Below are 14,231 nucleotides of genomic sequence, written 5' to 3'. Positions count from 1 at the left end.
ATGAGCGATGGCATGGAACGATTGGATTGTGAAACACGCAAAGCTCATCGTCGCGGTCTGGATAGTGGTCATAGTTCTCGCGACACCGCTGGCGATGAAGCTTAGCAACATCACCAACTACAGCATGAGCCAGTTCATGCCCAAGCACGTTGAAAGCGTTGAAGTTCAGAACAACATGAGCAAGTACTTCCCGAGCTTCTCCCAGAACGACAACATGACTTACATAATCATTACCAACATCAACGTCAACAGCCCCCAGGCCAAGGAGGCCTACGAGCGCTTTAAGGTCGAAGCGAAGCCGTACGGGAGCAATTTTACCTCCTATTACGATGCCATTGATTTGCTCCACAACAAGTCCTACGACATAGCCCTGAACCTCACCAGAACGACGGCCAACCTGACCGGAATCTTCTACGCCTCAGCAATCAACGCCAGCAGGGCGTACCGGATGACGGTCATACAGGTTGAAAACCTGACCGACCAGGTGAAGGTTCTCAACGAAACCGTTCCAGACCTGGCAAGGGCCTACCTTGCCCTCGAGGCCAACCTGACGACCCTCTACAACCAGAGCCTCGCCCTCAGGGAGGCGCTTAACCAGACGGACCTGGCCTACGTTGAGCTCCACCAGAACCTAACCCGGGCGAGCGAGCAGTTGAAGAACCTGAACTCGACGATAGCGGGCCTCAACGCCGGTCTCTACAACCTGAGCGACGGCTACGCCAAGACTTACCTCGGTGTCCTCGGAACCTACGGGGCCCTCGTCCAGTCCGGTGCCTACGAGAGGGGCCTTGATGAGGGCACGGCCCAGGCGATAGCGACCCAGCTCGGCGTTCCGGTGGAACTCGTTTACGTTGTCTACAACGCGACTTACCCTGCCTACTCCGCCTATGGGGCAAGCGCTATAACCGACGGTTTCCTCGCCAACGTTACGAAGGGCATTGTTCTGAGCCAGATAACCGACCCGATGCAGAAGAACCTCGCGGAGGCTTACTCGGTTGCGTTCTACAGGGGAGTTATGGCCTTTGACGAGCAGGCCGGAAGCAACTACGCCCTCATTCAGCTTGGCGAGAACGCGGTCAGGCCCGTTGAGGAGATAGCGAGCAGCGCACTCAAGAACCTGCCGGCTGTCATCGAGATGGCAGGTGGTAGCTACACCGTTCCAGGCTTCGGTGAGGTTCCCGCGAAGACTCTCGCCTACATCGTCAACGTCTCGATAAGCCTCGGAAGGGACCCGAGCGCATTGGCCGTTGAAGATGCTACAATCGAGGTCGCAAAGGCCCTAATGGCAGGCAGTCCGCTCCTCCAGATGCCCAACGCCGACGAAGTACTGAGGACTCTCCTCGTCTACGGTCCGACCAAAGAGCTCGAGGAGAACCTCCTCGCAGGGGCGCTGGCTGAGAAGCTTCCAGCAGAACAGAAGCCGTTGGCCAGGCCAATAGCGAAGACGATCGTTACCTTCGATGCCAACGCAACCGGCGTTCTGGCGAAGAACCCGGAGATGCTAAAGAAGGCAACGGTTTCACTGCTCGCCGAGCTTGTGAAGGAGAAAGGCGTTGAGCTTCCGGAGAGCGTCATAAGCGAGGTCTACGACTCAAACGGAAACGTCGCGCCGATAGCGAAGGAAATCTTAATTCAGAAGACCGCCGAGAAGCTTCACAACGAGAAGGTAGCCACGATTATGGTCAACGCCGTCGTCAAGAACCCTGAGGAGCTCGCCAGGGGAATTGGCGTGAAGGAAGCCGTCAAGGAGATTATCACGAGCCTCGCCGGGAACGTGCCGATAGACATCGGAAAGGTCGTTGACGACATTTATGCTGGAAAAGACACCTACACGATAGCCTACGAGCTCTTTGAACAGGGCGTCAACGAGAAGCTCGCCAACGTGACGGCCCCAGAGGACGTCAAGGAGACGCTGAAGGAGATAATGCTCGCGGTCGCGAAGAACTACCCGATGAGCGACTCTGATATTGAGGCCCTCGTCAAGGAGAAGACGGCGAAGCTCGTCGAGAAGTTCGTGAAGGAGATAAACCTCGGGGTTGAGCTCCACATCAACGCCACCCAGCTCGTGGACATAGCCTTCCAGTTCAGGGACGACCCAAGCAAGATAACCAGGGAGGACGTCAAGCCGATAGAGGAGCAGATTTACCCGTCCATTTACAGCCTCGCCAAGGATTACATCGGCATGCTCAAGAGCCCGGACAACACGACGATGCTCATAATGATGGTTCCGAAGAGCCTCAACACGACTGACCTTGAGGAGCAGAGCAAGTTCCAGTACGAGAACACCCTCAAGGCGAAGGAAGTCCTTCTGAAGGAGATGAAGAAGTACTACCCGAACGCCCAAGCGTACATCAGTGGAACGCCGGTTCAGACCTACGAGATGATACACTACGGTAAGGAGGACAACAACAAGACCACGAAGTTCAGCTTCGCCGGAGCGCTCATAGTGCTCTTCATAATCCTCGGCTTTGCGCTCCTCGCGACGCTCCTGCCGTTCACCGGTGTCGCGACGGCAACGCTCACCGCTCTGGGAATCCTCTACCTGCTCGCCAAGGGGGACATCATCAACGTCGGAAGCTGGGCCCAGATGATTACCGTGACGACTGCGTTAGGTCTCGGTATAGACTACTCGACTTACTACCTGCACCGCTTTAAGGAGTACTTGGCTGAAGGCTACGACCACAACAGGGCTGCGAGCGAGGCGTTGAAGAGGGCCAAGGACGCGGTTTTAGCCAGCGCCTCAACGGACATCATAGCCTTCGCAAGCTTCATACTCGCCTGGGAGTTCCCGATATTCAAGCAGATGGGTATCATAGCGCCCATAGCGGTCATCGTCGTCCTCATAGCGAGCCTGACATTCATACCGGCCATAACCGTCCTCATCGGCGACAAGCCGATATTCTGGTGGCCGAGGCACATCAGGCACGTTCAGGAGACCAACGTGCACGAGGAGAGCAGAATCGCCAAGTGGTCAATCAAGCACGCCAAGGCGGTCATACTCATATTCATGCTCCTGCTCGCGCCGGCCGTTTACGCCTTCGCCAACTTCAACGGAACCCACGACATCAAGCTCTTCCTCCCGAAGGACAGCGAGACCTACCACTTCCTCGAGGTGAGCCAGAGCAAGCTTGGTGCTGATGTCATGGGCGCAACCTACGTCCTCATCAAGTTCAACCACCCGGTTACCGATAAGGACCTCGCGACCATCAACGAGATTGTGGGGGACATCGAGAAGATTGACGGCGTCAAGTACGTCTACACCGTGACCCAGCCCTTCGGAAAGCCGGTCAACGCGAGCCTTGACAAGCTCAAGGCCATCGGCGGAGGCAAGTACATCTCGACCACGGGGAACATGGTGCTCATCGAGGTCGTCAGCAAGTACCAGGCCACGAGCAAGCCCGCCCACCAGATGGTCGAGCAGATTAGGAACCTCATGAAGAGCTACGAATCCAGCGGAAAGATAGCAAAGGGCATGGTCGGCGGTGGAGCTGCTTTGGACCTCGACCTCAGCAACCTCATCAACAACATATTCTGGCACAGAATCTTCCCAGTGGCGCTCGTGCTGATGTTCCTGTCACTCATACCGACGCTCAGAGGAATCCCGGCGGTCATCTCGACGATGGCCACCATCGGCACCGGAGTGCTCCTCAGCATAGCGATATCCACGTGGCTCTTCCAGAAGGTCTTCGGGCAGGAAATCATGTGGTTCCTGCCACTGATGGTCTTCGTCGTGCTCATGGGAGTCGGCATAGACTACAACAGCTTCTACCTGGTCAAGGCCAGGGACGAGTTCGAGCGCCGTTCGCCGAAGGAAGCCCTCATAGTTGCTGCCGGCAGCATGGACCTCGTCGTCATCGGCCTCGCGGCGGTGCTGGCGACGACCTATGGGGCGCTGATGACCAGCTCAACCTGGGGAACGAGGGAGATAGGATTCGCGCTGGCCGCTGGAGTGCTCATAACGGCAACCCTGGCAGTCTACTTCCTCGGTCCGGCCATGATGAGCCTCTTCGGCGAGAAGGCCTGGTGGCCACTGCACAAGGCGGAGAAGAAGGGGAAGAAATGACCCCACACTTCTTTTTTCTTCATAATTCTTTCGAAGACTGAAGACTCTGAAAGGGTACTAAAAATTTTTAAGTAGTTTAAGTAAAATGACTATTGGGGGATTACATGAGTACTTTAAGATTAATTGGTTTAAAAATTAAGAACTATAGATCCATCAAAGAGCTTCCAGAGGATAAAGAATATCAGGAGATTGAAAACTTTGTTACAATCATCGGAAAAAACGATGCTGGAAAGTCAAACATTTTAAACGCAATCAGGATAGTTTTGGAGAATGTGAGAGTAACTAAAGAAGATTTCCATAAAAATACCAATGAAAACATTGAAATATCTTTAATATTTGATGTTACTGACAATGATGAGATTATGAGAGGCATAAATTCTAGCGGTAACCTCCCAAGAGGACAAGGACTTGAAGCGTTTTTTAATAAATCTTATAAACAGAACCCCAAGAACAGTAAGATAAAAATAAAAAGGATTTTTGAAAAAGAAAAGCTTAAAGGGCGTAATTATAAGGGGGAGACTGTTGTAGAGTATTTTGACGAAAGTAAAAATAAATGGACTAAAATTGAAAATAAAGGTCTTATCCGCACAATACTGCACGCTCTCCCCGAGGTTATCTACATTTCGGCAATAAGAGATGTAATTGAGGAAACAACACAAAAATCTGGTTTTTTAATGTCTAAGCTTCTTTCTCCAATTCTAGAAAAACAAAGTGAAAAAAACCGGGATAATGAACAGAAAAGTATAGTAGAACTAAAAAAAGAGCTTCAAGATGCAATCCGTAAAGAGTCCAAAAAGTTAGAAGAAATTATTTTAGCTGAAATGGCTGTATTTAGTGATTCAATTGAAAAAATAGAAATTGAACCAAATAAGCTCCAAATTAACTTTAGTCCTAGAATACGAATCAAAGATAAACACTTGCCAAATGGTGTCCCACTTGAACAGAGAGGTGCAGGCCTTAGAAGTGAATTTCTTTTGGCTATGTTTAGAGCATGGGCGGAGATTGGTGCAGGAAAGGGTTATATAATCCTCTTTGAAGAACCAGAACTTTATTTACATCCAGAGGCTCAGAAAAAGATGTTCTATGCATTAAAACGTATAAGCAACGAGGCTCAGGTTCTCCTAACAACTCATTCAACAATATTCGTGGATAGAAGTGATTTAAAATCAATATGGCTCATACAGAGAGAAAATGGAGAAACAAAGATTAAAACATTCGAGAAAGCTGAAGGGTTATCTGAAATCCTTGAGGAAATTGGAGCGGCTCCAAGTGATTTATTCCTATCAAACGGTATTATTTATGTTGAAGGAAAAACGGAGATTAAAGTATTCAACAAAATCGCAAAAGCAATATGCCCTAAGTGGGAAGAGTATAATATTGCAATTATTAGTTTAGGAGGAAATAATATTTATGATTTATCTGATACACTTTTGTCTAATGGATTTGCTTCATTAACTCCCAATGCAATTATTGTTGTAGATTCCGATGGAAGTGAAATTGATGACAATGGAAATTGCAAACCGGAACCTAAAAAGCTTGAGATAAAAGAAAAATTTGAAAAATATGGGATTACTGTCCATATTCTCAAAAAGAGAGAAATCGAAAATTATATTTTGCCTGAAATTATCGAAAAATACTTCACTGAAGGATACATTAACTCTAAATATAAAACTAAACTCAAAGATCACCCTAGAGACATTGGGAATAAAATTGAAAAGTATTTTGAAAGAAAATATTTTAATTATTTCAAAAAAATAGAGGCTAGATTAAGAAAGCTAGAAGAAAAACACAATGAGCTCAAAGCTATGACAATATCTCCTTGCCAAGATATCGTTAAGAGTGTTGACAAGCTACTATCTCGTAAAAAATGGAATGACGAAAAAGCGGAGATAACCCCAAAACTATTTGAAATGATGCTTAAAGAGAAAAAAGTCCCATCTGAATTTAGGGAGATACTTGAAAAAGCAATAAGAAAATGTGGATTTGAACCGGAATTTAGTGATGAGTTCGATTATATTCACTGAGATTATATTCACTAGCTATTCAAGTTCAAATATCTCAATATTTTTTTAAACGCTGAGCTTTAGTTCTAACCATGAACATCGCCGAGATGCTCGCGCTCATAGCTCTGGGCTACGTTCTCAAAAGGCTGATTAAATCGGAGAAGCCCTTCGATTACCTCCGGATTCTGGTCAACGACGTTCTGCTCGCCCTGTTTATCTTCGGCAACGTCGCGAGCAAGGATTTGGCCTATCTACTCAGCATAAAGACGGTCTTCCTCTACGTCTTCCTCGTCATCGGCATAAGCCTGTCAACGTCCTACCTCTACGGTCGCTTCAAGCTCAAGGACGACCCCTGGGCCGGCGCGCTGATGGTGCTCTCTATCTACCCCAACACCGCCGCGCTGGGCTTTCCAATCGCGAGCCTCTTCCTCAGCGACATAACGCCGGCGATACTCTACTCGACGACCAACTCGATGATAGTCATTCCGATTGTGACTTTCATAGCGGCACACTACTCCAGCGGGGGCGCGAGCGTCAGGGAGAGCTTTCTGAAGGCCCTCAAGTTCCCGCCAACGCTGGCCAATTTAATCGCTTTGGCACTCGTGGTAGCGGGGGTAAAGCTCCCCGCCGGAATCATCGAGCCGATAAAAACAATCGGCTGGCTCAGCATACCGCTCCTCCTCATCTACTTCGGCTCGAGGATAACGCTGAGGGCCTTCGACGTCAGAAAGCTCCTGGAAGTTGGAACCTTCAGGATTGCGATTCCCTTCGCCTTCGTTTTCCTCACCCTCCGCTGGGCCAAGCCCGAGGTCTTTTACTCGGTTCTCGTCGAGGCGAGCATGCCCCCAGCAATAGCGGCCAACGCGATTTTAGCTCAGTACAGGCTCAAGGCCGAGGAAGCGATAAGCGTAACCTTCGTTCTCACTCTCCTCGTCATTGGGCTCTTCGTCGCCCTGCGCTTTCTGATTTGAGAATTAGGGCGACCTAAGGAAAGGATAATATATCCCCTGGGCCAAGTTAATTTAATACCGGCGCTGGTACCGTTTAGTTCTTTGGAGGGCTTCCCATGAGGAAGGCAGTTGCGGTGGCGGTCGTCATTTTGATTGTTCTCGGGGCCGTCGCCGGGACGGTCTACGTCGGGTATTCGCAGGAACCGGGGCGTGAGGTGGCCCCAAGAAACGACGGGGATAGCCCTGACCCCGAATCCGCTCTCATTAAGTTCCTCGAACGTCCGTCCGATGGGCTCTTGAAGTTCCAGGATGGCGCGGAAGGGGAGTATGAACTCCCCCAACTCCCCAATGCTCATGACATCATCGTTTCGCGGGCCCCTCCCAACAATCCCGACCCCGATGGAGCCATATGCCAACGAAAAAACCAAGCATGTCGTTTGTGGGGAACTAAAACAGCTCTTCTCGGCCTTCCCGTGGGATTACCCTCCGGACCGCGTTTTCTTGGGGTGGTGTCATGAAGAGGGTTTTGATTGCAATCCTTCTCGTTTTTGTGGTTCTATCCGCCGGCTGTATGGGCGGAACCAACACGCCAACCACCGAGAGCCAATCCGCGACCAGTTCAACGACCGCGCCCGGAGAAAGCCCGGAGACAGAGCCCTGGGCCTACCAGAGCCTCAACCTTGAGCCGACGGAAGAACTTGGCTACTCCCTTCACACGGGTTCGCTGTCGGGCACGAACGCCGAGGTGGAAGTCATAGTCATTGACAAGCCCGCGGACTTCGCGAAGACGAGCGCCAACTGGGAGGCATCGCCGGACGAGGTTTCCGCCAGCAACGTGGTCTTTCAGGTCGGAAAGAACGTTTACTACTTCGAGCTCAGGGACGATGGGGTTTACACTGAGGCCGGAAGGGTGGTTGGCGACCTCTTCGACTTCATACGGCTTGACGATGACAAGTACATCGGCTGGGAGAACGGGGTCGTTCGCGTTTACCTGCGCTCCCTCAACAAGTACCGCGAAAAGAAGGGTGTACTTGCCTACGCGACCACGGTGATAGGGGGAAAGCTCGCGATAGTGACGTCCTTTGAGGACAACCTCACCGTCACGACCTTTGAGAGTGGAAACGCCGAGAGCGAGGAGTACACCTTTGACTGCACAATCCTCTCTATGCACCCGGCCTTTGGAGAAGGGACCATCGCGGGCTTCTACATGGGGACCACCTGCGGGTTCTACTACGTTGACCCCGACCTCAACGTCCACGATTCCGGCCTCGGCGATGATAGCTGGCAGATTGTCTCGAACGACCACGACGAAGTTGGAAGCGTGGTTCTGTACTCAAGCGACTCAAGTTCGGTCGTCACGACCTACTACGACTGGGACGACGACGCGGTTTACGTGAGCGAGCCTCTGAAGGTTGAGAAACGGCCGTCATCGGCATCGCTCAGCTGGTTCTACCTCGCGCTCGCGTACGGGAACAAGCTCTACCTCTACGAGCTTGGCGAGGACAGCGCGTACCACTACGTCGGGACCATAACCTTCCCCGACCTCGTTCTCGACGTCAAACTCGTTCAGCCCGACGACAACACGCTTGAAATCGGGGTGGCGTGGAGCAGGGGCTTCGCCCACATCGTCGTTCCCGTTTCAGAGCTCAAGGGCGAGCACACCTTCAGCGTTGGAAAGGAGCTGAGTGAGAGCACGGGAACGGAGACGACGGGCGAGACGGGCACGTCTACCTCCGCGCCGGGGGAGCTGAACCTTGAGGGCGTTCTCGAATCGTTCACCTTCGAGGAGGTTAACTTCGGAGACCTCAAGGGCGTGAAGATTCACCTGCTGAAGAGCCCGGATTATAGGAACGTTCACGACTGGATGGGATGGGCCTCGTACGCCTCGGCAGGGCTTCCCGACGTCTACTTCGCCTTCGGGAATTACCTCGTTAGGGTCAGGGGCGGGGAGATAAGGAACCTGTACTACAGCGGTGAAGACATCAACAAGTACAGCCTGAGCGCCGTCTATGTTCTCCCCGCGACGCCAAAGGACATCTCAATCAACATCTACGACTCCGACGAGCCCTTCTTCGCGGGAACCGACGGAAAACTCTACCTAATCTACGACAACGAACTGAAGAGCGAGGACACGCCAAAGGGCAAAATCCGGTATTACGAAACCACCGGCTACGTGAGCTGGAACATAGACGCCGACGGCGTGACCGCCCTCGCGAGGAGGAGCAACTATTACTACACGGCCTGGAAGGGTAAAACGCTCTACGTGATTGCTTACACGAGCGACCAGCTTTACGACGCCCGCCAGAATGGACTGCCCGCGGTCACACCCAAGTCGATAACGCTCCCCGAGGACATCGTGGCAGTTTATCCGATGAAGTACGGAGAAGGTCTGCTGATAAGAACCGAGACCGGCCTCTACCTCTACGACGTCGCCGGCTACTACAAGTACGGGGCCGGAAAGCTCTACACCCTGCTCACCAACGCCCCCGGAAAGTTCGCCTACCAGCACTACACAGAGGACGCGGTGATATACAACGGTGACCGCTTCACCTGGATTGAGCTGACGGGCAAATACGATTCCAACGACATCTACGTCCCGGTAGTCGAGGTATACCCGGCAACAGTTACGATTTCCGGAGCCAAAACGTTCTCGATAATGTACAACACCTACGACACCCAGCTGGCCGTTGGCTTCGACGGGAGGATAGCCCTATACAACGTGACGACCGGCTACTACTATGACGAGAACGACAACAGGGTGTACTACCTCAACCTGACGCTCGACCAGTCCTTCAGCGTTCCATTCACGCCCGACTACGTCTACGGTGAGGACGAGTGCTACTGCCACGTCAGCTACCACGCGAACTACTACTACGCCTGGGCCGGAAACGACTTCTACGTCCTCCTTGGACCCAACCACAGGAGATGGTGAACTTTCTTTTTTCAAATTTCAAGACCCGGAAGGTGAGATGAAATGGGGTTTATGGATTCCCTGAAGAAGGCAACATCAACAATCGTGAAAAACATACGGCACAAGGAGTTCAAGCTCAGGGCCGGAGAGCTCGCGGAGAAGTGGAACGTCCTGAGCAGGTACCGGCCGGAGATTAAGATAAGGACTGGCAACCAGGACTGGTGGTGGGAGATTTCGAGAGTCTACGTGGCGGAGAAGGAGGTAGGCCTCATACGAAGGTCTAAGGTGAAGAGGGTCTTCATCGAGTACATCGAGCGCTACGAGGACTACTACGACGAGGACGAGGAGGAAGAGCGCGGTTGGTTCGACTACCGGCGCGAAAGCGACATCGTGAAGATGGAGAAAGGCCTCGATGACAAGGTCGAGATAAGGCTGACGCTCGCCAACTACGAGAAGATGCTTGAGAAAGAGGGGGAGATTCTGAAGTGAGGGCGGTAAGACTTCTGCTCGTGCTCCTCGTCGTTGGCGTTCTCATCGCGAGCGGTTGTACGGCCCAGAGCCCAACCAGAACCCCCGATGAGGAGCAGGGCGCGACCGGAACGGGCTCGTCGAGCACGCCTTCCGTTTCAACGGGAACCGGCGAACAGACGCAGACCGGGGAAACGCCGGCTGGAGTCGAGGAAAAGCCCAGCGGGGTCGTGACGGCGGAGGTCTTCAACAGAACCCTCGCGGTGAACGCCTCCCTCGTTCCGGACTCGACCTTCGACTGCCTCTCGAAGGCACCCGGGTTGATAAAGGCCTACTACTCGGCGGTTAAGGACGAGAAGAACGTCAGCAGTTTCTTCGACCTGAGCGTCGTGGACGAAGGGTCCCTCGTCGAGCTTCACGAGGCCCTCTACCGGGCGGTTGACTTCAGGGAGCTGAGCGTAAGCGAGCCCAACTGCTCCGTCATCAGCACGAACCTCGTGGCGTGCTCCTACCACTACAGCGCCGTTCTCGTCAAAGACGGACAGGAGAAGGCCGTCGAGAGGGACTACATCACTTTCCTCGCAGGGGACTCCTGCAAAATCGTCTGGACGGAGGAAGGAAAATGAAGAAGACGCTCCTTCTCATCTTCCTCCTACTGGCTTCACTGGCCCGGCCAGTGCCAGCAGTCGCCGATTCTTCGGCCTACCTCGACACCGACGGGGACGGCCTGAGCGACGCATTTGAGCTGGCCTACAACGAGACCCACTACGGTATGGTTTACCACCTCAACCCGGCCAACCCCGACAGCGACGGCGACGGTCTCTCAGACGGCTTCGAGCTTAAGTTCGGGAGCAGTCCTTTTCTGAGCGACACCGATTTCGATGGCCTGGGCGATGCCATCGAGGCCTTCTACGGCACGAACCCGAGGAGCCCGGACACCGACGGTGACCACCTGAGCGACAAGTTCGAGGTCTACGGCGATTTCGGAGTCAAGTTGCCCCCGTCGGACCCAACTTCCTGGGACACTGACGGCGACGGGATAGACGACTACTTCGAGGTCAAGATGACGACGGCCTGGAAGGAGGCATGGGAGAGGCCGTTCTACCTGAATTCCGACTGGGACGGCGACGGAATAGTTGACGGCAACGAGATTCTGCCCTACGATGGCTCGTATCACCCAACGGTCGACCCGTATTCGGCGTATGAAATGGACGGCGATTCTCACCCGAGCCCCCTCCTCAACGGTCAGAAGTTCTACATCTGCTTCACGAGCCCGGACTGTGACGGGGACGGGCTGAACGACAGGGACGAGCTGGAAGCCGGGACGAACCCGGTGGAGATAGACTCCGACGATGACGGCCTCTACGACGGCTGGGAGGTCAGGCTCGGCACGAATCCGCTGGCAGGTGATACCGACGGCGATGGACTGAGCGACCTCAAGGAGATCCTCCCGGAGCTCGCGTATTACGCCTACCACAACGCAACTCCTGACTGGGTCGTTATAACCGATACACTCGCATATTACTACAACTGGACACTCGATTACAGCCTGACGTGGAGCATGGTCTGCGCCCAGAACTACGACTACCTGCTCTCAGCCTATCCTGAACCCATCGTAGACGATTCCTACTTTGAGTACCAAGGCCAGGTCTGCTTTATCCCGCCGGCAACGAACCCGCTCTCCCCAGACACCGACGGTGATGGTTTGAGCGACGGCGAGGAGGTGAACTTTGAATACGCCTATTTCTTCGCAAACATCACGGAGATGCGTATTACTCATCTAAACCCTGCAAACCCGGACACTGACGGTGATGGACTTCTGGACTCGGTTGACGTTGTTCCAGTAGTCCCGGAGGGAGTTACCGAGGTTTACAAATCTTCCACAGGTTCATCGAGCGCGCAGGACCTTGACTCCGACGGAATAATCGAAGGGGACTCCTGCGCCTACTTCCAGGACTGCGACGGGGACGGGATAAGCGATAACGCCGAAGTTACGTGGTGGCACACCGACATGAGGAAGCCGGACACCGACGACGATGGATTGACGGACTTCGAGGAGATTTCGATAAGAACGGACCCAACGAAACCAGACACCGATGGCGACGGATTCTCGGACTTCGTGGAATGGAAGGAAGGAACGGACCCGACCGACCCGCTGTCCCACCCGAAGGCCCCGCCGGCGATAGAGGTGCCGAAGTACGGGGAGGTCGAGGACAAGCTAACGGAACCGCCGAAGCCAAAGGTAGAGCACGATGTGAAGTTTTTGCTGAACGGAAGAGAGATAGAGCCCGACGGGTTCATAACGGTGGTCCTTGACGGCGACACAGCGGAGTTCCGGATTGAAGCTCCCCCGGTTACAGTCATCTACCCGGAAGGGCGGGAAGAGCGGTACAATCTCAGCTACATAAGCATTTACGGCAACGACGATGACCGCGTTGAGGGAGCCAACGGCACGTACACGATAACCTTCACGAACCTGACCGAGATTGGGTTCTCCTTTGTATCCTTTAACGTTGAGCTGAACTACGGCGACTGGAAGAGATATTTCTACACCTTCAACATCGAGGCGAAGTACCGGACAGACCCAGTGGTGAGGCTCCTCAACGCGACGTGGGACGAGAACCTCGACGTCGGAAAGCTACGGTTCGAGTGCCGGTTCTGCAAGAACGTGACGATAACCGTCCCCGGGGCCCTCGTCAACGGACAGGAGAAGAGGACAATCAACTTCGGAACCACGAGAAGCCTGAGGTTCTTCTACGCGAGGATAGTGCCCCACCGCTACACCGTTCCGGGTGAAGGCGACGTTGGAACCGTTTACACGAAGTACGAGGACAGCGTTGAGGTCATGAAGACCGGGAAGGACATCGGCGTCCTGACGGCGAAGATGGTCGAGGCGAGGAGCATAGGCTCGAAGATAGTCTACGGCATGGTCGCAACGGCCAAGGGGGTAAAGACAATCGTTGGCGGTGTCGAGGCCTTTATTCCCGAGGACGAGGACGCGCCGGCGGAGGAGGGCATTGACGCGCGCGACTCCAAGAAGTTCTCGAAGGAGGCCTTCAAGGAGGGCCTGCTCGACTGGGTCAAGGAGAAGCTCATCGATGCCACCTTTGACTACGTCACCGAGAAGGCAGTCCAGTACGCGGACGAGAGCGAGCTCGAAGCCAGAAGGCACGAGACGACCTACCACGTGACTGTTAAGGCCTGCAATGACTTCGGCTGCAGGGTTTACAGCTTCTCCGTCAGGGGCTACGCCTACGACGTTGACTGACGCGGTCCTTTCTTTTTTTTACGTCGTTCAAACAGAGGCGAAGGGTGAAGACCGATGGAGCCACAGCTGATAGTTCCAGTTCAGGAGATAGCGAGGGGAAGACCCAAGTTTGGAATATGGGCCGTTGTGGGAGATAAGGTCTACTACATCAGAATGAAGGAGGGAACGTGGGGCGACGCCCTGAACAGGGGACTCATGTACGGAGGGGCAAGCCTATCCATGTACGTCGCCTTCCAGGCGGGTCAGGAGTACCAAGAGGCCGTTGAGAGGTACCTCTCCTCCCTTGAACTTCCGCCGGACTTCATAGAGCGCGCCGATGACTACGCGAGGGAGAGCGAGAGGAGCTTCGTGGCGAGGGTTGAGGAGACCTCCATAAAGCGCGGAAAGGGCTTCCTCGGCAACGAGGCCAACGGTCAGACCCCGGTCGAGCTTAAAGCCCCCAACGGCTCGGTGAAGTTCTACGTTCCGACGGAAACGTTCGAGAAGATAAAGCCACTCCTCCTGACGATGCCCTTCAGGGAGTACAGAGAAGCGAGGATTTGGGTTTTTTAGTGTTTTCAATTTTTCC

Annotated in this window: 9 protein-coding genes; all 9 read left to right on the top strand. The window is 53.5% G+C overall.

Going from position 1 to position 14,231, the window contains the following annotated elements:
• Nucleotides 1-7 precede the first annotated feature (7 nt).
• Entirely contained in the window at nucleotides 8-4,063 is a 4,056-nt protein-coding gene (locus E3E28_RS09045) for an MMPL family transporter (protein ID WP_167914811.1), read from the top strand.
• A gap of 92 nt (nucleotides 4,064-4,155) precedes the next feature.
• Nucleotides 4,156-6,087, top strand: coding sequence for an ATP-dependent endonuclease (locus E3E28_RS09040; protein WP_167914810.1), 1,932 nt, complete (start codon nucleotides 4,156-4,158; stop codon nucleotides 6,085-6,087).
• A 71-nt stretch (nucleotides 6,088-6,158) separates the two neighbouring features.
• Nucleotides 6,159-7,037, top strand: coding sequence for an AEC family transporter (locus E3E28_RS09035; RefSeq protein WP_167914809.1), 879 nt, complete (start codon nucleotides 6,159-6,161; stop codon nucleotides 7,035-7,037).
• 95 nt (nucleotides 7,038-7,132) lie between these two features.
• On the top strand, nucleotides 7,133-7,534 hold the full coding sequence (locus E3E28_RS09030) for a hypothetical protein (protein ID WP_167914808.1): 402 nt from the start codon (nucleotides 7,133-7,135) through the stop codon (nucleotides 7,532-7,534).
• Complete coding sequence (locus E3E28_RS09025; RefSeq protein WP_167914807.1) at nucleotides 7,531-9,948, top strand: hypothetical protein; 2,418 nt, start codon at nucleotides 7,531-7,533, stop codon at nucleotides 9,946-9,948. The genes E3E28_RS09030 and E3E28_RS09025 overlap by 4 nt, the downstream gene beginning before the upstream one ends.
• Before the next feature lie 42 nt (nucleotides 9,949-9,990).
• A complete protein-coding gene (locus E3E28_RS09020) occupies nucleotides 9,991-10,416 on the top strand; it encodes a hypothetical protein (RefSeq protein ID WP_167914806.1) in 426 nt (141 codons plus the stop codon).
• Complete coding sequence (locus tag E3E28_RS09015) at nucleotides 10,413-11,021, top strand: hypothetical protein (RefSeq protein ID WP_167914805.1); 609 nt, start codon at nucleotides 10,413-10,415, stop codon at nucleotides 11,019-11,021. Before E3E28_RS09020 ends, E3E28_RS09015 begins: the two co-directional genes overlap by 4 nt.
• A complete protein-coding gene (locus E3E28_RS09010) occupies nucleotides 11,018-13,663 on the top strand; it encodes a calcium-binding protein (RefSeq protein ID WP_167914804.1) in 2,646 nt (881 codons plus the stop codon). The genes E3E28_RS09015 and E3E28_RS09010 overlap by 4 nt, the downstream gene beginning before the upstream one ends.
• A 54-nt stretch (nucleotides 13,664-13,717) precedes the next feature.
• On the top strand, nucleotides 13,718-14,215 hold the full coding sequence (locus tag E3E28_RS09005) for a hypothetical protein (RefSeq protein ID WP_167914803.1): 498 nt from the start codon (nucleotides 13,718-13,720) through the stop codon (nucleotides 14,213-14,215).
• Nucleotides 14,216-14,231: the final 16 nt, after the last annotated feature.

The sequence above is a fragment of the Thermococcus sp. 21S9 genome (genome assembly GCF_012027635.1).
Lineage (GTDB): Archaea > Methanobacteriota_B > Thermococci > Thermococcales > Thermococcaceae > Thermococcus.
Note: the sequence above shows the minus strand (reverse complement) of the source record. Positions and strands in the feature narration are given on the sequence as shown.